General features: G+C 42.7%; 19 protein-coding genes. 7 read left to right on the top strand and 12 right to left on the bottom strand.

Annotation, left to right across the window (positions count from 1 at the left end):
- The first annotated feature begins 169 nt into the window (after window positions 1–169).
- The 3 genes from AACQ83_RS04340 to AACQ83_RS04330 all read left to right on the top strand — a co-directional run bounded on the left by AACQ83_RS04340 (window position 170) and on the right by AACQ83_RS04330 (window position 3,413).
- Window positions 170–1,060 (top strand): N-acyl homoserine lactonase, encoded by an 891-nt coding sequence (locus tag AACQ83_RS04340; protein WP_112876609.1) that lies wholly within the window; start codon window positions 170–172, stop codon window positions 1,058–1,060.
- Between the two features lie 503 nt (window positions 1,061–1,563).
- A complete protein-coding gene (locus AACQ83_RS04335) occupies window positions 1,564–2,307 on the top strand; it encodes a tail fiber protein (RefSeq protein ID WP_112876611.1) in 744 nt (247 codons plus the stop codon).
- Window positions 2,308–2,369: 62 nt separating this feature from the next.
- The gene (locus AACQ83_RS04330) at window positions 2,370–3,413 is read left to right on the top strand and encodes a fucose-binding lectin II (RefSeq protein WP_112876612.1); all 1,044 of its coding nucleotides are present in this window, start codon (window positions 2,370–2,372) and stop codon (window positions 3,411–3,413) included.
- A 138-nt stretch (window positions 3,414–3,551) separates the two neighbouring features.
- Here AACQ83_RS04330 and AACQ83_RS04325 read toward each other — a convergent pair whose 3' ends face one another.
- The 5 genes from AACQ83_RS04325 to cmoM all read right to left on the bottom strand — a co-directional run bounded on the left by AACQ83_RS04325 (window position 3,552) and on the right by cmoM (window position 11,336).
- The gene (locus AACQ83_RS04325) at window positions 3,552–3,803 is read right to left on the bottom strand and encodes a type II toxin-antitoxin system prevent-host-death family antitoxin (RefSeq protein ID WP_112876665.1); all 252 of its coding nucleotides are present in this window, start codon (window positions 3,801–3,803) and stop codon (window positions 3,552–3,554) included.
- A gap of 272 nt (window positions 3,804–4,075) precedes the next feature.
- Window positions 4,076–8,524: a chromosome partition protein MukB gene (mukB, locus tag AACQ83_RS04320; RefSeq protein ID WP_112876614.1), complete on the bottom strand. Its 4,449-nt coding sequence runs from the start codon at window positions 8,522–8,524 to the stop codon at window positions 4,076–4,078.
- Window positions 8,521–9,243 carry a chromosome partition protein MukE gene (gene mukE / locus AACQ83_RS04315; RefSeq protein WP_112876615.1) on the bottom strand — a complete coding sequence of 241 codons (723 nt, stop codon included), beginning with the start codon at window positions 9,241–9,243 and terminating at the stop codon, window positions 8,521–8,523. The genes mukB and mukE overlap by 4 nt, the downstream gene beginning before the upstream one ends.
- The gene (gene mukF / locus AACQ83_RS04310; protein WP_112876616.1) at window positions 9,224–10,546 is read right to left on the bottom strand and encodes a chromosome partition protein MukF; all 1,323 of its coding nucleotides are present in this window, start codon (window positions 10,544–10,546) and stop codon (window positions 9,224–9,226) included. Before mukF ends, mukE begins: the two co-directional genes overlap by 20 nt.
- A 10-nt stretch (window positions 10,547–10,556) precedes the next feature.
- The gene (gene cmoM / locus AACQ83_RS04305; RefSeq protein ID WP_112876617.1) at window positions 10,557–11,336 is read right to left on the bottom strand and encodes a tRNA uridine 5-oxyacetic acid(34) methyltransferase CmoM; all 780 of its coding nucleotides are present in this window, start codon (window positions 11,334–11,336) and stop codon (window positions 10,557–10,559) included.
- 153 nt (window positions 11,337–11,489) lie between these two features.
- Here cmoM and elyC point away from each other — a divergent pair, with 153 nt between their 5' ends.
- Window positions 11,490–12,326 (top strand): envelope biogenesis factor ElyC, encoded by an 837-nt coding sequence (elyC, locus tag AACQ83_RS04300; protein WP_112876618.1) that lies wholly within the window; start codon window positions 11,490–11,492, stop codon window positions 12,324–12,326.
- A gap of 104 nt (window positions 12,327–12,430) precedes the next feature.
- Here elyC and kdsB read toward each other — a convergent pair whose 3' ends face one another.
- From kdsB to AACQ83_RS04275, 5 genes are all read right to left on the bottom strand, one after another.
- A complete protein-coding gene (gene kdsB, locus AACQ83_RS04295; protein ID WP_112876619.1) occupies window positions 12,431–13,180 on the bottom strand; it encodes a 3-deoxy-manno-octulosonate cytidylyltransferase in 750 nt (249 codons plus the stop codon).
- Between the two features lie 3 nt (window positions 13,181–13,183).
- Window positions 13,184–13,363, bottom strand: a complete 180-nt coding sequence (locus AACQ83_RS04290) for a Trm112 family protein (protein WP_011145924.1) — start codon at window positions 13,361–13,363, stop codon at window positions 13,184–13,186.
- Between the two features lie 203 nt (window positions 13,364–13,566).
- Complete coding sequence (lpxK, locus tag AACQ83_RS04285) at window positions 13,567–14,562, bottom strand: tetraacyldisaccharide 4'-kinase (protein ID WP_112876620.1); 996 nt, start codon at window positions 14,560–14,562, stop codon at window positions 13,567–13,569.
- Window positions 14,559–16,307 carry a lipid A ABC transporter ATP-binding protein/permease MsbA gene (gene msbA, locus AACQ83_RS04280; RefSeq protein WP_112876621.1) on the bottom strand — a complete coding sequence of 583 codons (1,749 nt, stop codon included), beginning with the start codon at window positions 16,305–16,307 and terminating at the stop codon, window positions 14,559–14,561. The genes lpxK and msbA overlap by 4 nt, the downstream gene beginning before the upstream one ends.
- 35 nt (window positions 16,308–16,342) lie before the next feature.
- Window positions 16,343–18,670 (bottom strand): ComEC family protein, encoded by a 2,328-nt coding sequence (locus AACQ83_RS04275; RefSeq protein WP_112876622.1) that lies wholly within the window; start codon window positions 18,668–18,670, stop codon window positions 16,343–16,345.
- 852 nt (window positions 18,671–19,522) lie between these two features.
- On the opposite strand from AACQ83_RS04275, the gene AACQ83_RS04270 reads away from it, so the two are divergent.
- A complete protein-coding gene (locus tag AACQ83_RS04270; protein ID WP_112876623.1) occupies window positions 19,523–20,335 on the top strand; it encodes a 2OG-Fe(II) oxygenase in 813 nt (270 codons plus the stop codon).
- A 4-nt stretch (window positions 20,336–20,339) separates the two neighbouring features.
- Window positions 20,340–20,975 (top strand): LysE family translocator, encoded by a 636-nt coding sequence (locus AACQ83_RS04265; RefSeq protein ID WP_112876624.1) that lies wholly within the window; start codon window positions 20,340–20,342, stop codon window positions 20,973–20,975.
- A 46-nt stretch (window positions 20,976–21,021) separates the two neighbouring features.
- Here AACQ83_RS04265 and AACQ83_RS04260 read toward each other — a convergent pair whose 3' ends face one another.
- Together AACQ83_RS04260 and AACQ83_RS04255 are read right to left on the bottom strand one after the other, a co-directional pair.
- Window positions 21,022–21,390: a HepT-like ribonuclease domain-containing protein gene (locus AACQ83_RS04260; RefSeq protein ID WP_112876625.1), complete on the bottom strand. Its 369-nt coding sequence runs from the start codon at window positions 21,388–21,390 to the stop codon at window positions 21,022–21,024.
- The gene (locus AACQ83_RS04255) at window positions 21,387–21,677 is read right to left on the bottom strand and encodes a nucleotidyltransferase family protein (protein ID WP_112876626.1); all 291 of its coding nucleotides are present in this window, start codon (window positions 21,675–21,677) and stop codon (window positions 21,387–21,389) included. Before AACQ83_RS04255 ends, AACQ83_RS04260 begins: the two co-directional genes overlap by 4 nt.
- Window positions 21,678–21,712: 35 nt before the next feature.
- Here AACQ83_RS04255 and AACQ83_RS04250 point away from each other — a divergent pair, with 35 nt between their 5' ends.
- A complete protein-coding gene (locus AACQ83_RS04250) occupies window positions 21,713–21,853 on the top strand; it encodes a hypothetical protein (RefSeq protein WP_157975307.1) in 141 nt (46 codons plus the stop codon).
- Window positions 21,854–21,865: the final 12 nt, after the last annotated feature.

Here is a 21,865-nt window from a genome sequence, read left to right as displayed (position 1 = left end):
ATTGTTAAATATTTCAAAATGTTAATACTAAGATTAGTCCAATAATTGACTAGAACAACTATCAAATCTGATAGTTGTGATATAAACAAAACAGTGAAAGACTTTACTAGGAAGTGAACGAGGAACAATTTAATTTCAATTAATACACTTTAAATTAAGTGAGGATTTTATGAAAAAGCCTATTGTAGGTTTGCTCCTTAGTATTGTCTTTTTTTCAGAAAATACTTCTGCTTTCACTCAAACGGAAAATGAAACCGAGGTACAAAATAATATTGCGAGTATATTAACTCAACAATATAATAATACCGTTAAAGATTGTGGTGATGCTCAATCACCTGCTTTTCTTTGCTCTGGCGTTATATTGCGTGGCACTACACATTCAAATAATCATAAATTTTGGCAACCTAGCCCATCATCTATAAAAAGTGGTGGTGTTTCTTTTTCATATTTAAGGAAAGACGCTAAATTTAAACGCTTAGCTTATGGCTATAAAAATGGATTTATTGTTTTCCCTGAACATATAGCACCTCAAGATAGCGTCGATTTTTCTGTATTGTGTGCATTTCCTATTGATGGCTATACAAATGAGAGAACGAATAAAGGTTGTGGTGAAAATATTACTAAGGCGAAAGATAAAGGTAAATCTTGCCAAGAACAAAATGTGATGAATTCCGATGATTGGATAAAAAATTATAGGAAAGTAAACTCTCAAGATCTTTTTCAATGTGGATTTAATGTTACTAAAGATGTAGATAATCCAGCTATAGCTTTCTATCAAATGTTAGAAAGTATCAAAAAACTTCCACGTACTCCTAATATTCCACCAAAACAGAATGAAATCAGAATTTCAACCTGGGAAGAAAATGATCCTAGTAAATTACCTATTGAAGCCCTTTTTTATTCAGAAAATTCAGGTTTAGCTGATGCACAAAAAGATCAGCGTGATTATAAAAACGCAACAGGTAAATTTTTACCTATTGTTAAAATGCTACTACCAAGAACTTTAAATGAGGATGCATTATTCAAATTCAATATTGAAGATCAAGTTATTAAGCCATAAACGATTATTGGATTACTGTAAGCTCTATTTTTCATACTGAGCTTACCTGTAGCTCTTCGTAATGAAGCAGAACTCTGCTTTGACATCCTCCTCACCCTGAAGAGGGTGTCGCAAAAGGACAGCATTGAAAATAAAACCAATCCACTTATCCCAAGCAATAAAAATAACACTATTCATTATCCCCGACCTGTCATACTTAAAATTGAACAACCAGAGAAAATACATATCGATTAACAATCTCTGTTATTAATTGATGTTGTGTCTAAAAATCCTCCCCCCATAATTGTTTTGTTTCACGAAAATTCATTTAAATAACTATTGGATAAATTTTTAAATATAAACAATAACATCTATAAATCATGTTATTGCGGTAGCTATACTTTTCAATAAAAACCAAGTAATAAATGCTTTTTATATTTTAAATGTAAATAGTAAATAAAGGAAAAAATCATCAATTTCATTGTTGAACAAAACAACTCAATATCATATACAAGGTGATAAAAATGGAAAAAAAATATAACCGGTCCACTTCAGAATCCAACACAGAGAATACCAATACTATGGATCGCCATACAGTTGGTAAAACGCCCGGTCAGACTGATAATCAAAATTCAGCGCTAAAACCGGGTGATGACTATACACAAGCAATAAAAATTAACCCTAACGGCGGCTTAAAAGTAGACAGTAACGGCATCAGTATTGATCCCAATAATGTACTGCCAAAAGGAATGATTATGATGTTCTCCGGTATGGATGCTCCTACAGGCTGGGCTTTTTGTGATGGCAATAATGGAACCCCTGATTTAAGAAGCCGTTTTGTCATGTGCAGTGAAACTATTTCTGAAACAGGGCAAAGCAGTAGTAAAGCTAATGGTAGTGGCACCGAAAAAAACTTTTCCAAAAATACAACATCAACTGCGGTTTCGGTCAATGTTACTGTGGAAGATACAATATTAACAGAGTCACAAATACCTAGTCATAAACATATTGGGGGTATGGCTTATGTGACTAATCATGGAATGAAATATGGAACCTTATACCTTTTAGGGATAACAACAACAGAGGAAATAAACAACTCCTCTGCCGCAGTAATGACTAGAGACACTGCACCTCGTTACGCATATACATCAAACACAGGAGGAGGACAAGGACATAATCACCCGGCAACAGCATCGTCCCCTTCACATAATCATAGTGTTGATATCATTCCGCCTTATTATTTATTAGCTTTTATTATGAAACTTTAATTCCGTTGTACCAAAAAGATTTAAATTATCTCTCATTTTATAATCACAAAGGATATATAACAATGAATATATCTAGTTACTTCTTTCTCAATGAAGAAAACATTAAGTTCAATAATCAATGTTTAAATACATACATTGGTTATCCCCAACCCATCGCTAAAGATTGGCCCAACCTGCCTGCCGGGTTTCAAAGATATATTGACGATATTATTAATTTAAATGGTTTTTTATATTTTTTTAAAGGTTCACTATATCTTAAATTCGATATCGCGAAAGCACAGGTCGTTGATGGACCGAACTTCATTATAGATGGGTGGCCTGGATTAAAAGGAACAGAACTGGAAAATGGAATAGATGCAGCCATAGAATTGACTACAAACACCGTTTGTTTCTTTAAAGGTGAACATTGTGTAGATTACACCATCGATTTACACACAATTAAGATCAGCACTATTTCAGAACGGTGGGAAATGACCGGGAAATATGCAGCATTTAGTCGCAATCTGGGTGCTGTTATTTCATGGCCAGATATCGATGGAAATTTTATTTATTTTTTCAAAGGTGATTCTTTTATTCGGTTCGACCCAAATTTGAATGCACTTGATGCCGGGCCAATCATCATCTCCAGCGATAATGAGGGTTGGAGAGGGTTAACCTTCAAAAATATTCAATCGGCAGTATCGATCGATACTGATTTATTAGGCAGTCACCGAGACAATAATGGAGGCAATAGTAAAGTCTGTAATGGAACATGTGGTACTAATGATACGGGTAAATATTGTTTCAAGTTACCTCAAAGTATTCGATTCGGCCTGATAGCCTACGCTAATACAAATATCCCGCAAACTGTAAAAGTATATATTGACGATCTTCTGGTAGATACATTAACCGGTAAAGGACAAAATAATCTCATGGCGACTAAAGCCTACACATCAGGTACAGGCAAAATCTGTATTGAGATTGCAGGAGATGGCAAACCATGTAAGCTTCGTTATTTCGATAATACATTTGATGGAAATCCGGGAACAGCTATTATCGGTGCTGAAAATGGTACCAATAGTCATTACAATGATAGCGTGGTGTTCTTGAATTGGCCTCTGACATAAACTAAAAATACTTAGATAAATCCCACTATCAATAAATAAAATCGATGTTATTACATAATACAAATATTTAAATAAAAATACTTGCTAGATTAGAATAATTATTGCGCCACCCTTGGCGCATTTTCTTTATTAAAGCGTTTATTTATTTGACTGCCTTTCCTGCAAACCCCCACCACTCACCTGCTCTAATGATTTAAGTAAATGTTTTGCATTAACTGGTGATCGTAATAAATAAGCGGTTTCTTCAAGACTTACATATTCTGAACTTGAAATAATGACACAATCTCCACCGTTTTGTCTGGTGATCAATATTGGTACACCATCCTGAACGGCTTGGTCCATAATTGAAGCAAGATTTCCCTCTGCAACGCTATACCCTTCATCTTTCAAGCTGCTGCTTTGTTGGCTGCACTCACTCACCCCGGTCACATAGTTATCTATGCTCCCGGGGATTCGCTCCCTTGCCGCCTCGCTGCAACTCGAAATCTATTAGGTATATATGTTGTCTTCCGCATAATATGTCCTTTTCCCGTATCAATAATACCGAATCTTAATAAGCAGAAAATAATGGTACAATTTTTCAAGCTACATATCTATTGCGCCATCCGTGGCGCACTTTCTTTATTTTCCCAACTTATAATGACCGTAAACCATCCATTTAATTAAGCGGTAGCATCTGAAATCAGTTGAGTTGCCGGCACATCCTGCCCAAATCCTCGCAGCCCAACCACATGAACATGTTCGTGGTTGTTAAATACTTTACGCACCAGTTTATAGGTGGTCCCTTTTTCAGGGCTGATATTTTCGGGCGCGGCGATAATTAACTGCATTTGTAGGCGTTCGCATAATTCAAACAGAGTGGCAATGGATTTGGCATCCAGACGCGCCGCTTCATCAAGGAATAACAACCGGCAAGGGGAAATATCTTTACCACGCAAACGGCGGGATTCTTCTTCCCAACTCTGCACCACCATCACCAGAATCGACATGCCGGTCCCAATCGCTTCACCGGTCGATAACGCCCCACTCTCTGCTTTTAACCAGCCATCAGATCCACGGTTAACTTCAACGTCCAGTTCCAAGTAGTTACGGTAATCCAGCAACTCTTCACCTATGGTTTGCGGCAAGCGCTGCCCCATATCTACTTGCGGATTCAGGCGCTGATACAGTTTCGCCATTGCCTCCGAGAAGGTTAATCGCTGGCTGTTAAATAGATCCTGATGCTGTTCCTGCTGTTCAGACAGCACATCCAGCAATATCGCGTAGCTTTCACGCACGTTCACATTCAACCGTACACCACGCACTTGACCAAAGGAGACCGCTTGCAATCCCTGATTTAGCATTCGGATACGGTTCTGCTCACGCTGAATGGTTTTGCGGATAATATTCGCCACGCTTTTTGAACTGATGGCTAACTTTTGCTCGCGAGCGGTCAGTTCTTCTGTCAGACGGGCCAGCTCAATTTCCATCTGTTCAATGGCATCCACCGGATCGTCAGTGCGGATAATATCTTGACGAATACGTTCACGCAGGTGCTGATACACAGCAATAAAGAACTGAATTTTACGTTCAGGGCGTTTTGGATCTTCGGATAAACGCAACGCATCACGTAGATGTTCGTTATCAGCTACTGCCAGACGCAATGCACCCAGTGCTTTATCCGACATGGAACGCAATGCGCCCCCCTCCATATACGCCAGTTCACGGCGATGCAGACGACGCTCAACACCATTATCTTTCACCATGCGCATCACTGAGCACCAACCCGCTTTGGCAGAAACCACCTGCTCACGGATTTGATAGTAATCGCGTTCCAGTTTACGCAGTTTTTTCTGCAAGCTTTCCATTTCCGCTTCGCAAAAGGCAATCTGTTTCTCAAGCTGATTGACTCTGGAACGGTTAGCGCTAAGCGCTTCATGCAGGTGATCACGACGTTCACGAGCACGCGCTTCTGCATTGGCATCTGCCTGAACACCAATATCTTTCATCTCCTGTTGCAACTCTTTCAACATATCCTGTTTGGTTTCGTAAGAGCTTTTTAGCGATGCCAGCACTTGGTTAAATTGGGAATACTGCGCTTGCTGTTGACGCAATTGTTCGCGGGCGCGGCTGCGGTCCGATTCTGCATGTTCCAGACGCTGACGCAGTTTGTCATTCAGATCCGCATTTTCGTTGAGCATACCGGCAGAATCGCTGTAGCTAAAATGCGCACGACGCTGTACCACTTCCACCAGCGTAAAAGCCCGTTGTTTAGCTTGATGCTGGTTCTGTTTGGCGGTTTCATAGTCCTGTTGCAACTGTTGATGCTGCTGTGGATCGCTTTGCAGAACAGCAACCATCGGTTCCAGCTTCACCAGTGCCGAACCATGCCGTTGCAAGAAACGGGCGGCTTCTTGCGCTTCATCCAATTCTTCACGTATTTCTTCTACGCGATCAATTAAGGTTTCATCCAACAATAGCGTGATTTGGGGGAGCAAACGATTTAATGCGGTCAGGCTCTCTTTAGCCTGAGTATATTGCTGGCGCTGTTGTTGAGTCTGCTCTTCAAACCGGGATAGCTCCCGCTCTAACTCTGTACGCTGCTGTTTCAGTTCGCGGATTTCCGCTTCTGGATCAGCATCAAATGCGACAGAGAGGTGTTTACCCACAAACTGACTGAACGACTGATGCGCACGCTGGATTTTCTGCACATCAAAAGAGAGCGTGGCATAACGCTCTGCCAAAGTGTCGCGCTCCAGATTCAAAGCTTCCAAACGGTTTTCTCTGGCAGCGCGGCCAAACAGCGGCAATTCAGGATAGCGGGAATAACGCCATTGGCGATCAGACGATTTGACTAGTACCGCGTTGGTCTGTTCTTCGGCATCAAATACGCTGTCATCAAAGGATTGCGGATCTCCTTCAATTAAATAGAGATCTTCCGGGCAATCTTCCAGCGTTTCAAGATGTGGACGTACCAAGGAAAGATCCGGCACTACAATGCCGTGGCGGGCAGGCCCATACAGGGCGGAGAAGTACGGCGCATCATCGATGGTGATATCGTCATAAATTTCTGACAGCAAAACTCCACCGAAACGTTCCGCCAATGCAATCATCCGGCTGTCTTCCGCTCCGCTCGGCTGGCTGAGACGCTCGATCTGTTTTTCCAACTCACGTTTTTGCGCCGCAAATTCATCACGTTCTACCGTGGTTTCACGCTCGCGCTCAAGCAACTGCTGCATATATTCCGTTACGTCATTGCTGCTTGCCAGTGTTTCACCACTCTGTTCACACAGTTGATGCAAGGTATCCTGTGCAGCCAACCAGACCGGCGCACGGGCAGTCAATGACTGAATTTTCTGTTTTAGTTGTTCAAGCGTCTGACGCATCTCCATACGGCGTTCACCGCTTTCATTGACGCTCAGACTCAGCGCATCCTGCCGGGCTTCAAGTTCATTTTGCAGCGCTTCCAAATCTTCGGCTTGATACTGTCGCCCCTGACGCTTACAAAACTCGCTTAATAAATCCTCAGCATCTTGTTGGTTGTTCAAGCGCTGTTCCAGTTCAGCCAATCGCATTCGCAATGGTTGCGCACGATCCGCCAGATGTTGCTGCGCCGGCCAATCACGCAGCAATTCACGGGCGCTCTGCCATGCTTCACTACGGCTGACTTCACCAACCATACTTTTGACTAATTGATACGCCTGTTCAAACTGATTATGGGCCGCATCTGCAACACTTAATTTCTGTTCCAACGCCAACAGGGCTTCTGTCGCCTGCTGCTCTTTAGCCTGAAAAGTTTCTAACCATGTTTCCGCATTATCAGCGGAAAGATCCGGTAGCCGGCAAAGCTCACGGGCGCGTTCCAGCGCTTGTAATGCCTGTTGATACTGAATAGCGCGGGTTTGCTGAACATCCAGTGCTTGCTGGTAATCTGCCAACTGGCTTTTCAGCTCATCGACTTCCTGTTCTGCCGCTTCCGCTCTGGCTTCATATTCAGCCTGAAGTTCCGCTGCTTCTTCAACAACCTCAGTTTGCTCTTCCAGACGGTAAGAGAGTTCTTCCAGATCTCCCTGATAACGGTCAATTTTTTCTTGCTGGCGCATGGCTGTCTGCACCAAATTCAGATGATCACTGGCGGCCTGATGATCAGCTTCTAAATCAACAGAAGCTCCACTCTGCTCCGCCAGTTCCCGCGCCATTTCGACATGGCGATACTGTTCGGTTGCCAGTTGCCTATGGCTACCAAATAGCTCTCCACGCAATGCCAGTGCCTGATCCAAATGAGTGCGACGCTCATTAGCATGGCGCATATAATCAGCGGAAACGTAAGCAGTCGCTTCGGTGATCAAATGTTTAAACAGATCGCGATCGGATTGAGTTACCCGGATAGCTTCCAACGTTATACGGTTTTCACGCAGCGCCGCTTCCATATCCTGAAATGCCTTCCGAACACCGCTGTTTTCCGGCAATAAATAATCACGCAAGGAACGGGTAATGGCGCTGGAAATACCACCATACAGGGAAGCTTCGATCAGACGATAGAATTTACTGCGATCACTTGCTGAACGCAGGCGTTTGGGGATCACACCCAAATCAAACATCAGCGCATGGTAATCGGTGATGGAGTTAAATTGTTTGAACTGCACACCTTCCATCTCATCAAGGCGATCTTTCAGTTCATTCAGTGGCAATACTCGCGCCTGTCTTTCACCCACATTTTCAGTCAATAACTGCGTAGGTTGAATAGCGGTTGGCAACCCTTGAATCATAAAAGGTTTGATATCGACCTTACGGTCACGCCCCGCTACCTGTTGCAGCCTCACCCCAACGATGACCCGCTGATGCCGAGAGTTAATGACATCCAGCGTTGAGTAACAGACCCCCGCACGCAACTTGCCGTGCAAACCTTTATCACGAGAACCGGAAGTTGCACCAGCTTCGGTGGTGTTACGGAAATGCAACAAGGTTAAATCAGGGATTAGCGCGGTGACAAAAGCCGCCATCGTGGTGGATTTACCCGCCCCATTACCGCCTGATAAGGTGGTCACTAATTCATCAAGATCAAATGTTCTGGCAAAAAAACCATTCCAGTTAACCAGCGTCAGTGAACGAAATTTACCGCGTTCAATCATGGTTGTTCATCTCCCGCACCTTCTGCTGAGTTATCCGGTGTTTCATCATTTTCACTGTCATCAAGCGACAAGCCGCCTTCAACCGGCATTGCTTCACCATCACGGATCATCCTCAGTTGGACTTCACGAGGATCGTCGCCACTGCGTACATCAGCACCAAAACGGAATACCGCCTCAGTAATGGTAAATTTGTTGTTGTCATTCGGCAGGAAATAGACCATGCCCAAACGGCGCAGACGGTTCAGTGCCGTACGCACTTTTTCCTGCAATTTCTGTTTATCCAAATCGGAACCGGAGGAGCGCTGGTTGACAAACTTCATCAACTTGCCCTCATCGGCCAGTGAGATCAGCTCTTCGTACAGCTCCTGAGCAGTAAAAATCCCCTGATTAGCCAGACGTTCCGGGCTGAGATAGAGATAACAAAGAATTTTTCCTACCATCATATCCAGCTCTGATAATACCGAGCGCGGGATCAATGTGGTTGAACGGGGCCGCAGATAGAAGAAACCTTCCGGCGCACGGATCAACTCCACATTATAGCGGGCGTAAAATTCCTCCAATTGCTCCTGAAAATCCATCAGATAAGCATGGTTATCAAGATCATCTATCCCGATATGACGACCCGCGCGAAGTTGGCTATCCAGTTCTGGGAAAAGTGAATTGGCTAACGCCTGTGCCAGTTTAACTGGCATAAATTGTTCAATATGTGTCGATGACATGTGCCTGTACCTTGGCTCCGTAATCATTAATCGTTAACCATTCCGCTGGCAACCCAGAGAAATCCGCTTCTGCCACACCCAATCGTACAGCCTGATCCACCAGAATACGCGCCACATCAAAGTGACGAGAAAGCGGATGCTGAGTAAGGTAGTCCCTTAATACGGCGCCCAAATCCAACGGGCGTTGTTCCTGCCGATATATCAACAGCGCTTTTTCAATCATTTCCGCCAGTTGTTCGTTTATTTCACTGAATTCTTCATATTCCAGCGCTAATGGCAGTTCACCCGTTACTTCTTCATTACGTAACGCCAATTCTTCATCCCGCATATCTAACAACCGTTCGGCGTTAGCAATGGTGAGGGTCCACGGATTATCAAAATAGTGTTGAACTGACTGACGTAAACGCTGAGAGAAAATACGATTTTTATCCATGTCGATCGCAGTACGGATAAATTTGTGAACGTGACGATCATAGCCGATCCATAAATCAATCGCCTGTTGACCCCAACTGATAATACGGTCCAGTTTGCTTTGCAGATCAAACACCAGTTTATCAACCAGTTCTGATCCGCCACTGTCCATATTGGCTTCCTGAATACGCAACAAATTAGCCTGTAATTTATCTCCAGCCGCTTCCAGTGTGTCCTGGAGTTCCCGCAACGTACCCGATGTTTCGGATAACAGTTGCTCACAGTTGGCAATGGCTGCCTGCCAATCTTGATTCAGCAACGCCGCAATATCTTCTTTAACCGAGTTTTGCTGCTCGTCCATTACGCGCTGAGACATGTCGATGCTGTCGAAGATTTCCGCCACAGAATATTTCAGCGGCGCAAAAACATTACGGTGCCAATGAAATTCATCCCCCCTTTCTTCTGCCGCTTCTGCTGCCCGGTGTAACTCACTCGCCACCACCGAAAGTTGCATCGAAAGACGTAAGGTAGAAAATTCCCGCTGACGAATGTAGTAGTCACTGATACTTATTCCAAGCGGGGTTAAGCGATAGATTGCATGGTTATCGGCCAATTCACTGGTGAAACGGTTAAGAAGTTTCTGACGCACCATGTCATTGATAGCATTGTTGGCCCGCACAGCGACAGATTCTGTGGTCTGCTCAAATCCTTTGCAAACTTCACGAAAAGCATCAACCAGCTCCCCTTCGCTCATCTCGCCATCAAGACGCTCGCTGTTCAACACCGCAATTGCCATCAGAAAAGCCAGTCTTTCTACAGGCAAGGAGATGGAAAAATCATTTTTCCTGGCCCAAGACACCAGTTCCGGGACAGTCTGGGAATATTCACTCATAATTTGTCCTTTAAACTGTTAAAGCTGGCTTGCGTGCCATGACATGAATGTAACGCCCCAGACTGATATAAGGTTCCTGGCGACAATAACGCTGTTCCAATTCTAACAATGCTGGAAAGTTTTCACTCTGTAATTGGCGATTTTGCAAATAATCGTGAAAAACACGCACGCCTGTTTTGCCGGTAATCGTCATATTTAATTCATCAAGCCATTGATATACCTGCTCCGGCGCCAATGGATTCTGAGGCGATAATGAACGTTTTCTGCGACGTTGTATATTGGGTGTCGCCAAATGAAAATTACCTAAAATAGCATTACGCATTACCAAACCATTGGCATTGTAAAACATTAAAGACAACGCACCGCCAAGATTAATGATATTCGTTAACATTTCTATTGCATATTTCTGATCGGTAATCCATTCCAGTACCGCATGAAACAATACCAGATCTACCGGCTGTTCTATATATTGGCTAATTTCTTGTACCGGGCTTTGTATAAATTGCATATTTTGGCTGACCCCCTTTTCTTCCGCGGCCAGCCTTGCCCGCTGGATCATCTCTTCTGATAAATCACACAATATCACTTGATGACCCAATTCAGCTAATTGACATGCCATATTTCCCTCACCACCACCCGCATCTAAAATACGTAGTGGACGTTGAGGTAATTGAGCCAGTAATTCGCTGATATCCTGCCAGACAACGGCTTGCCTGATTTTACCTTTGGTTGTGCCGTAAATATTACGAGAGAATTTGTCTGCAATATCATCGAAATTGCGATCCCGCATGAAAAACTGCCTCACTAATGGAATAAATCTGATTTATCTGTTGAGATTTTATTACGCTAACTGCTATTTTGGCACAGCATTCGTTGATATAACCACTTTTGACAACAATCTGTAAACCACATGGCTATAATTCAACCAAATTAAGGCAAATAAATGCAATTTTTATTTAAAAAGTACCTTGGCGCAATGGTAATGCCTCTGCCATTAATATTGCTAATTTCACTTGCTGCTTTATTACTGCTGTGGTTTACCCGTTGGCAAAAAACAGGAAAAACAATTTTGACATTCAGTTGGCTCGCCCTACTTCTGCTAAGTTTGCAACCTGTTGCCGATAAGCTGCTGTTACCACTGGAATCGGTTTATGCTAAAAGCAATCAATCTGATCCTGGTCACAATCCACCGGTTGATTATATCGTCGTTCTTGGTGGTGGATTCACTTATAACCCAAATTGGGCACCCAGTTCAAACTTACTTAATAACAGCTTGCCACGAGTGACAGAAGGTATCCGCTTATATCACCTGAACCCCGGCTCTAAAATGGTCTTTACCGGCGGCAAAGGGGCGAATGTTAAAAGTAGCGCTGAAGTTGCCGCTATCGTAACCCAATCGCTCGGCGTGTCAGCAGAAGATACGATTGCACTAACAAAGCCAATGGATACTGAGCAAGAAGCCAATGAAGTTAAGAAACTGATTGGTAACCAACCCTTTATTTTAGTAACTTCCGCCAATCATATGCAGCGAGCAATCACTTTCTTTAAACAACATGGGTTGAACCCCATTCCCGGCCCAGCTAACCAATTAGCGATCACTTCACCATTACATCCTTGGGAAAAATATCTGCCCTCAGCTTATTTTCTATCTCATTCAGAACGAGTGTGGTATGAAACTTTAGGCACCCTCTGGCAACGTATTAAGCCGTCGAAGGATCTGGAACACCCACAAAAATCAGAGCATTCTCAGCCGAGAAACAACTCTCAAGCGACTTCTTAAAGTAAAAATAGATGGAGAAACGAAAGCGCGATAGAAACAATATAGAAATAAACAACAATGAATGACGCGCTTTCGTTAATCAAAAAATAAGTTCAAACAACCAATCAAATTTCAGTAAACACTTTTCTGATTGCTGCCAAATCTTCCGGCGTATCAACGCCCACTCCCGGCGCTTTTAATGCAATCCCCACATGAATTTTTTCGCCATACCAAAGTACCCGCAATTGTTCCAGCATTTCAATTTGCTCCAACGGGCTCGGCTCCCATTGCACATAGCGACGGATAAAACCCGCACGATAGGCATAAATACCAATATGACGCAGGAAATTATCCCCAATCGTTTCTCGTGATTGAATAAAACGGTCACGCTCCCAGGGAATGGTTGCTCTGGAGAAATAGAGCGCATAACCCTGTTTATCCATAACGACTTTCACAGCATTAGGGTTAAAAGCTTCCTCCGCATCATGAATCTGTACAGCCAACGTTGCCATTCCCGCTTTACAACCCGCCAAATTCTCTGCAACCTGTTTAATGATCTCTTCGGGAATTAATGGTTCATCCCCCTGAACATTAACGATAATTTCATCATCGGAAAATTGATATTTGTTGATAACCTCAGCTAACCGTTCAGTACCAGAATGGTGATTTTCGTTGGTCAGACAAGCCTCTCCACCGGCTGCCACAACAGCATCAACAACGTCGTGATTATCTGTTGCCACAATGACGTGTGCAGCACCTGAACGCTTCGCCCGCTCCATGACACGGACAATCATCGGCTTGCCGTGAATATCGGCTAAAGGTTTACCGGGTAAACGGGTTGAAGCAAAGCGAGCAGGAATAATAACGGTGAACATGTCTTATTTTTCCTCATCCAGAGGTAATTCACGGGCTTCGTGCTCTAACAGGACGGGAATGCCATCACGTACAGGAAACGCGAGTCGATCCAACTTACAAATGAGTTCAAAATTCTCTTTATCGTAACTGAGTTTTCCGTTACATACAGGGCAGGCAATAATTTCGAGTAAACGGTGATCCATACATCCTCCAATTATGGAGCTTTAATTTAGTGCAACTCAGAATAACATAAGCTTGGTATCATCGTTAACTCTTGTTATACCCGTTATCTTTCAAGTTGCCTCTTTGTTGGCAGCACTCGCTCACCCCGGTCACATAGTTAGCTATGCTCCCAAGGATTCGCTCCCTTGCCGTCGCGATGCATCTTGAAATCCATAGGGTATATTTACTTAATATTTTTATTCATCTCCAATAACGAACAAATCTTGTTCAGCATTATCTCTCCCTTTTCATGGGGTAACCGAGCATCTACTGGTAAATACCACCAATTTGGCTGAGCAAAACTAAAACACTTAACCGCATCTTTTTCTGTCATCAGTAAATTCTGGTTTGCATCAGTCAGGTGGTTTAGTTGATCTTCGGTGTACGTTTGATGATCGGCAAATGCGTACTCCTTTTGTAGGTCAGCGCCTAACTGCTGCAAGGTCGCAAAGAACCGAGGTGGATGGCCGATTCCAGCCATCGCAACAGCACGAGGCATCAGATTCACGGCTCGTTTTTCACCGCTCACCATATTCACAACTAACTCGCCAGCTAATGTCATGGATAATTCGCCTGGCTGAGGAGTACCACCGTTGGTGATAATGGCATTAACCCTGTTCAACCGCCCAGATAGTTCACGCATTGGGCCAGCCGGAAGCCACCAACCATTCCCAAAACGGCGCATGCCATCAATAACCGCAATTTCAAAATCCCGCTGCAAAGCATAATGCTGTAAACCATCGTCAGTCACGATGATATCCAATGGCGTGTCTGCCAGTAATGCTCTCACCGCCTCAACCCGTTTTGGCGCAATAGCCACTGGTGCGCCAGTACGACGATGAATTAATACTGGTTCATCACCGGCCTGAGCCGTGGTGACATTTTCAGTCACCAACAGAGGATAATTTTCTGCTTTCCCCCCATAACCGCGGGAAACAACACCAACCCGATAACCTTTTTGCTGCAACTGCTCCACCAGCCAAATAACCACCGGCGTTTTACCATTACCGCCGGCAGTTAGATTACCCACCACCACAACAGGCACAGGCGCTTTCCAGGATTGCCTCAACCCTGTTTTATAACTCAACCACCGTAAGCCACTTATCAGCCCGTAAAGGGCTGAAAAAGGTAATAACAGCAAATAAAGCCATGAGCGGCCTGACCATATGCGCTCAATCATTGACCAAATTGCATCCGATGTAGTTGTGAGTAGACACCATTTCGCTCCAACAGAGAGAGATGGTTACCCCGTTCAACAATATGCCCATCTTCAATCACCAGAATTTCATCCGCGTTTTCAATGGTTGATAGACGATGTGCAATAACCAGCGAGGTTCTGTTTTTCTGCAATTCATCCAGTGCAGCCTGAATTGCCCGTTCAGATTCCGTGTCCAGCGCCGAGGTTGCCTCATCAAGAATCAAAACCGGAGAATCACGCAACAAGGCACGTGCAATAGCAATACGCTGACGTTGGCCGCCAGAAAGTAGCACACCATTCTCACCGATCATCGTATCCAAGCCGTTATCTAACTTCCTGATGAAGTCCATTGCATAAGCCATCTCAGCGGCTTTCTCAATCTCTTCACGGCTGTATCGGTTTTCACTGGCATAAGCAATATTATTCGCTACCGTGTCATTAAATAGATGCACATTCTGCGATACCAGAGCAACCTGTCCACGCAAGGAAGAGAGCGTATATTCCCGCAAGTCATGCCCATCCAGCAAAATATTACCTTCGTTGACATCATAAAAACGGGTCAGCAAATTCGCTATTGTGGATTTACCAGAACCAGAACGCCCTACCAAAGCAACAATTTTTCCCGCCGGGATATACATGGAAATATTTTGTAACGCCGGTAATTCCTTGGTTGGATAGCAGAAAGTCACATTACGGAATTCAATATCACCGTTCGCTTTTTTAAGCTCCAGCTTACCGTCATCTTTTTCCTGTTCCATATCCAGAATCGAAAACAGAGTCTGACAAGCGGCCATGCCTCGCTGGAACTGCGCATTAACATTAGTCAACGATTTCAATGGACGCATCAACGCAATCATTGATGAAAATACGACCGTAATTTTACCCGCTGTCAGTGTTTCCATAATATCCGGGAAACTTGCTGCATACAGGACAAAAGCCAAAGCAAACGAGGCAATAAGCTGAATGATGGGATCAGAAATTGATGAAGCAGAAACCATTTTCATGCCTTGCTGACGCATATGGTTACTGACTTTATTAAAGCGCTCAGTTTCTACTTTCTGCCCGCCAAAAATGAGCACTTCTTTATGCCCTTTCAACATCTGCTCAGCACTGGCTGCGACTTGCCCCATGCTATTCTGCATATTTTTACTAATACTGCGAAATCGCTTCGATACCACACGAATCACCAATGACACAATCGGCGCAATCACAATCAGGATCAGAGATAATTGCCAGCTATAGTAAAACATCAAAATAAACAGGCCGATTATGGATGCCCCTTCCCTGACCACAGTAATCAGTGCACTGGAAGAGGAGGAGGCCACTTGCTCAGAATCATAAGTGATACGGGAAAGCAGCGTCCCTGTAGATTGCTGATCAAAAAATGACACCGGCATCCCCATCATATGGCTGAACAGACGGCGACGCATCTGCATTACCACTTTACCGGAGACCCAAGAGATACAATAACTTGATACAAACCCGGATAGCCCTCGCATAATCATTAAAGCAATCACAATCAGTGGCATCCATTTCAGTACATCACTGCTTGCTTTGCCGAAACCTTCATCAAGTAAAGGCTTAAGCAATGAAAGCATTAACGTATCACCGGCAGCATTAAGGATCAGTGCAACCGCAGCAACTATCAGCCCAATTCTGAACGGAGAGACAATTGGCCATAGTCGGCGAAATGTCTGCCAGGTAGAAAGGTCTTTATCATTCATTATTGAGTTACCAACACAAAAAGAAATAGCGGGTTATTCTACTCATGATCACTACGAATACCAAACCACTGATGATACCAACGTGACATAATTTGTTGCCTATAGCTCATCATTTCAACGTGATCGCCATAAAAATAACCCGTTATCTGCCCGGATACTGCGGTACTACGCCATTCTGCCCCAATTTTACGATAACGTCGCTGTACTTTAACCGAAGGAAGTCGCCACGGGCTATAACGTGCAACAGAGGCCAGTGCATATTGTGGTGAGACGGTATGAATAAAAGCGGCTGTAGATGACGTGTTACTACCATGATGTGGAACCTGCAATACGGTCGATCTTAAATTCTCTTTTTCTATTCCCAATAGCTTATATTCCCCTTGCTTTTCCAGATCTCCGGTTAAAAGCAAGCTATGTTTGCCATCTTCTACCCGAATGACACAAGATTCGTCATTACCTGCGTGTAATGATCTTACCGGCGGCCATAATACACGGAAGCTCAACCCCTGCCAGAGCCACTGTTCACCGCGTATACATGGAAGATGTTGCTGATTAATTAAAGAACTTCTCACAGCAATACCTGGATATTTTTGTTGTAAGGATTCTAACCCACCGGTATGGTCAAGATGATCATGACTGATAATAATCTGCTCTGGCGTTAATCGATGCCAACGCAAATAAGGGATTATCACCCTTTCTGCCATACTGCCAGTTTCCCAACGATTAGCGGTATCAAAAATCAGTGCTTTGCCATCTTTTTCAATGATAACCGCAAGCCCGTGCCCAACATCCAGCATAGAAAATCGCCACAGATATTCTTCGTTGCGCCTCAGATAGCAGAGCATTATCCCTAAAGAAATGCCAATCAGTAACTTATATGATTGCCACCAAGCAAATCGCCAAATGATGACAACAAACCAGCCAATAAACGTTATTAATAGAGGAAAACGACCCGTTTCACTCCATGACTGTTGCAAAACTGGCAAAGGAATTAAAGAGAAGGTTACAGAGTAATCGACTAATTGCCATAATAACGCATGAATAAGAGAACAAAAATTACTTATTAATGCCAGCATAATCAACGGAACAGTAATAAAAGAGATGATTGGCACGGCCCAGAAGTTAGCAAATAAAGCGGCAAAATTGACACCATGAAATAATAATAGCTGGAGAGGAATAAGCATCAGCATCATACCCATTTGCATATATAACCCGCGCAGCCATAGCCATTTCCAACCATAACGAAATGGCTCAATCAACGGCGCCCAAAAGAACCAGAACATTATCGCCATCACAGCAAAGAAGGAGAGCCAGAAGCTATCAGAAAGCACAGTCAGGGGATCAAATAAGAGAATCATTGCGGCTGTCCACAATGCCCACTGCCAAGGGAAACAGAGAATATTTCTGTAACGTAAATATAGCCAGAGCGTTAAACCCAGTAATGCACGAATAGCCGGAATGCCCCAACCCGATAACCAGACGTAATTTATTGCCACTATCCAACCGATAATCAATGGAAATCTGTGCCCTATCCAACGTATAGGAAAAAAGAATTGCAATAATCTTGCCATCCCCCAACCAAACATACTGGCAACGGTAATATGCAACCCTGAAATGGCCATAAGGTGAGCCGTACCTGTTTGTTGTAATAATAAATTATCCTCCTTACTTAACCACTGACGCTCTCCGAATGCTAATGCCATCGCAATGCCACTATGCTTCAATTCACGAATATCCGGTGCAATATGACTGACCAATCGCTGACGTAAGTTACATTTCCCGTCAATTAATTCAGCATGAATGACTTTCCCTGTTAAAGGTCGGCGGATAGCTAATGCCCTACGCTGGCTATCATATCCACCTTGATTTAGCTGACTATGAACTGGCCGTAATTTCATTTTCAGCCGCCATTCTTGACCAGCACACAGAGATTCAGGCGAAATATCCCAATAAGCGGAAACATACAGTGGCGGAAAAATAACTTTGTTTTCATTCTCAATAATACGCAGGATAACCCTGCTTTTCTCTTCATTATCTAATGATAAACTTTCAATAATAACCCGTGATAAATGCGCTTTTTCACTAAAATAGATTATCTGTTCGAGCAAATGATTTCCCTGCCAGCACCCAATAAGAAATGCCAGTAACGAAATTGAAACCATCCGGCAAAGACAAAATGGTAAGAATAAGCAGAATAGCGCCAGTAATAGCAATGTCATAACCTGCCATTTCTGTGGTAACTCAGGCAAAAAAAGCAAGGGTACAATACCGACAATAATAGCTATTGCAGCCTGATTCACGCTAATGATTGGTATAGGTTGTTTCCAATTTGTTGTTATCTTATTTATCACAACTGAAAACCACATCCTTATTCATCCTTACCCTTTTATTTTTCCAGAAGAGTATTCCTTATTTTTTACAAAGCAGCCAGAAGCACAAGAAAAATTATCAAACATCTTCGCAGATTAATTTCAGGTTAACAGTCATTTCAAAAATATATGCGAACAGCTTCGCAAATACAGAAACTGCCACCTGCTAATTACCCACAAAATGTTATATTGATCGCAAATGCAACATTGCGATACTGATATCAAATAAAATATTTCGTAATGTTTTGTCTGCATTCTCATTACAGACATAAATAAACATTATAAACTCACGATAAGTTACATTATTCACTTATTATTATAATTAAATATCAAATTCATTTTTGAAATTATTAACCAAGCCTATATACCCAATGGATTTCAAGATGCATCGCGACGGCAAGGGAGTGAATCCCCGGGAGCATAGCAAACTATGTGACCGGGGTGAGCGAGTGCAGCCAACAAAGAGGCAACTTGAAAGATGACGGGTATAGATTAATAGAACAATTAATCCAACTATATGTATACCCAATGGATTTCAATATGGATCGCGACGACAAGGGAGCGAATCCCCGGGAGCACAGATAACAATGTGACCGGGGTGAGTGAGTGCAGCCAACAAAGAGGCAACTTGAAAGATGACGAGTATAAAACAATAAAAATAATTATTATCAGATATTACCTAAGTTATTGATCACCGAATTAGTGAAACTACTTAACTGCTTGTCTACTTTTTGTTTTGTGATTAAGATCGCATTGATTAGATTTAAATAATACTAAATTAATATTTCCATTCTATTTTTATATGGAAAATAATCAAAAAATCATGTTAAATACAATGAGGTGGTTTTTATGAAAAACAAAATAATTGTATCTGACTCTCTGCAAGAACATCATCTTACTAAATTATTTAATGATGAAGTGTTAGCAATCCATATAAAGAAATATGTTGATAGTTCTATTGCAAACAAGCTCTCTGATTTTCTCCTCTCCCACGAAAATCTGGAATGTCACCCTCATGATTTGAAAAAAGGAGATGAAGTTGTTTTAGTTGATTATGGTGTTGATAGAATTGGTCCGTCTTACAATACAACTTTTGGCAAATCCAAAGATAGCGATAGCTATAAAAAATATTTTGAAAATGCGTTACCTGCCATCAGAAATGTCAGAAATTTCTGTGCTCCAATGTTAGCGCCTTTCGATAAATTTCGTTTAGAACTGGACGAGATATGGTCCGCCGGGGCCAGCATTGCAAACTTTGAAGGTAAAAAGATGCATGTGGGTATTGCCAGAGTGATGAGCAGGCCGGAACGCTCTTTTATGGTTGAAAAACAACCCCATTTTGATGGCCTTCAACAACAATCGGTCAATTTGTTGGGCCAATTCTCAGTGAATATCTATATAAAAATGCCTACAAATGGAGGAGAGCTTGAGCTGTGGGATGTTCCTGAAATCCCTATTACCGAGTTAATCGAAGATAATGCAGAAAACGATTGGCGAGGCACACTTCCGCCATCCATCCTTATTAAACCAGAACAAGGAGATTTGATTATAATAAACACCAGGAAACCCCATGCTATTCGTAGTTTTTCCGAAGGGTGCAGAATATCATTACAAAGCTTCATTGGATTATCACTAAATAAACATCTCATGTTATGGAATTAATTATATGGTTGATGTAATTGGTACATTAGGAACATTTTTTCTTTTAGGATTGGGAGCTGCGGCTCCCGTTGGCCCTATAAATATAGAAATTATGCGTAGACATTTGAATATCAGTTGTCTTCACGCAGTAGTTTTTGGTTTAGGTGCTTGTTTTGCCGATATAATTTATTTGTTACTTTTGGGCTTTGGTATATTACAATTATTTTCCAATACTATTTTTATGCCTATTTTAGGTTTTTTAGGGGCATTAATGGTCATTTGGTTTGGTATTACCAGCTTCATAAATAGGAAAAATGAGGAAAATATCAATATCATCTCAAAACCCTATCATAGGCAATTTTTTGATGGTGTATTGTTAACACTATTAAATCCATATAATGTTATTTTTTGGCTGTCTGTCAGTGCACAACTCAACAATATTGCATCAGATAAATATAGTTTAGCTATTGGTGCAATAGGGACCATTATTGGCGTTATTGTTTGGGTTGCCTTTATTAATGCTGTTATATTTTTCTCCAGGAAAATGCTCAGTCATCGTGTTATCAAGTTTATTAATTACACCAGCGGTGTTATTCTCATTATGCTTGGAATCTATTTCTTCTCATATTCAATAACATTATTTAATCTGAATTTTCATTAAATCAGGAAATTCCATGCCTGAGGCTCGAATAACGTTTTTAATCAAACTAAATTTCGTGGAGATCCTTAGGCATCACTTCTAGAACTTGCTGGTAAAGCCCCGGTAGAGCACTATGGATAGTTTTCCAGACAATCTCAAGATCCACCTTGAAGTAGCCATGAGCCAAAGCATTACGCATATGGTAAGCGAACGACAATGGCAATTCAGGGTTAGCAACGGCGAAATTGTGATAGTGCTTCCCAATGTTGTTACTGGCCTCGCCGATGATCTCAAAGTTACGGATCACGGCGTCCTGCACCAACTGGTTGTTTAGGAACGCCAGTTCATCCATGTCCTCCGTGTAGCTGTCGATACGCTTGATGGCTTCTAGGATGTGCGCCAGATAGTCGACAAGACGCTGCTGATCACGGCTCATACAGGCACAGCCTCGGCAAGAACGGTCGCCCTGAATTTCTCTGGTAGTGCCTTCGGAGTCAGCACATCCACTGGCACACCGAGCAGTTGCAACAACTCATGCCGGATCGCGCCAATGTCAAAGAGGGTGGTTTCCGGCGTCGGATCAATCAAGATGTCCAAGTCACTGTCTTCGGTGTCATCACCGTGTATAACAGACCCGAAAACACGGGCATTACGAGCACGATGAGATTCTACTACGCGACGGATAGCCTCCCGATTGGCGGCTAAGACTATTGATGGTTTCATGCCATTAACTCCGCAACAAAATCTGGTTTTATAATATGGTGGCACCAAGAGGAAAGCAACACCAAAACCCACTTTCCATCATCAATGTCGGTGACAAAATCCGTGTTTTTTCTGATGTTCATGACGCAGGAAAATCGCATGAATTGAAGCTTTCTTATGAACGTTTCTTCTGTTGAAAAAAGAAGTAC

Source organism: Photorhabdus sp. S10-54, from assembly GCF_963878145.1.
In the GTDB taxonomy this organism is placed as follows: Bacteria; Pseudomonadota; Gammaproteobacteria; order Enterobacterales; family Enterobacteriaceae; genus Photorhabdus; species Photorhabdus kayaii.
The sequence above is the reverse complement of the archived record's forward strand: the minus strand, read 5'-3'. Positions and strand labels throughout refer to the sequence as shown.

Excerpts from the sequence above, each read along its gene's own strand:
- AACQ83_RS04340 (WP_112876609.1), top strand. The coding sequence starts at position 170 with ATGAAAAAGCCTATTGTAGGTTTGCTCCTTAGTATTGTCTTTTTTTCA.
- AACQ83_RS04335 (WP_112876611.1), top strand. The coding sequence starts at position 1,564 with ATGGAAAAAAAATATAACCGGTCCACTTCAGAATCCAACACAGAGAAT.
- AACQ83_RS04330 (WP_112876612.1), top strand. The coding sequence starts at position 2,370 with ATGAATATATCTAGTTACTTCTTTCTCAATGAAGAAAACATTAAGTTC.
- mukB (WP_112876614.1), bottom strand. The coding sequence starts at position 8,524 with ATGATTGAACGCGGTAAATTTCGTTCACTGACGCTGGTTAACTGGAAT.
- mukE (WP_112876615.1), bottom strand. The coding sequence starts at position 9,243 with ATGTCATCGACACATATTGAACAATTTATGCCAGTTAAACTGGCACAG.
- mukF (WP_112876616.1), bottom strand. The coding sequence starts at position 10,546 with ATGAGTGAATATTCCCAGACTGTCCCGGAACTGGTGTCTTGGGCCAGG.
- cmoM (WP_112876617.1), bottom strand. The coding sequence starts at position 11,336 with ATGCGGGATCGCAATTTCGATGATATTGCAGACAAATTCTCTCGTAAT.
- elyC (WP_112876618.1), top strand. The coding sequence starts at position 11,490 with ATGCAATTTTTATTTAAAAAGTACCTTGGCGCAATGGTAATGCCTCTG.
- kdsB (WP_112876619.1), bottom strand. The coding sequence starts at position 13,180 with ATGTTCACCGTTATTATTCCTGCTCGCTTTGCTTCAACCCGTTTACCC.
- AACQ83_RS04290 (WP_011145924.1), bottom strand. The coding sequence starts at position 13,363 with ATGGATCACCGTTTACTCGAAATTATTGCCTGCCCTGTATGTAACGGA.
- lpxK (WP_112876620.1), bottom strand. The coding sequence starts at position 14,562 with ATGATTGAGCGCATATGGTCAGGCCGCTCATGGCTTTATTTGCTGTTA.
- AACQ83_RS04275 (WP_112876622.1), bottom strand. The coding sequence starts at position 18,670 with ATGTGGTTTTCAGTTGTGATAAATAAGATAACAACAAATTGGAAACAA.
- AACQ83_RS04270 (WP_112876623.1), top strand. The coding sequence starts at position 19,523 with ATGAAAAACAAAATAATTGTATCTGACTCTCTGCAAGAACATCATCTT.
- AACQ83_RS04265 (WP_112876624.1), top strand. The coding sequence starts at position 20,340 with ATGGTTGATGTAATTGGTACATTAGGAACATTTTTTCTTTTAGGATTG.
- AACQ83_RS04260 (WP_112876625.1), bottom strand. The coding sequence starts at position 21,390 with ATGAGCCGTGATCAGCAGCGTCTTGTCGACTATCTGGCGCACATCCTA.
- AACQ83_RS04255 (WP_112876626.1), bottom strand. The coding sequence starts at position 21,677 with ATGAAACCATCAATAGTCTTAGCCGCCAATCGGGAGGCTATCCGTCGC.
- AACQ83_RS04250 (WP_157975307.1), top strand. The coding sequence starts at position 21,713 with ATGGTGGCACCAAGAGGAAAGCAACACCAAAACCCACTTTCCATCATC.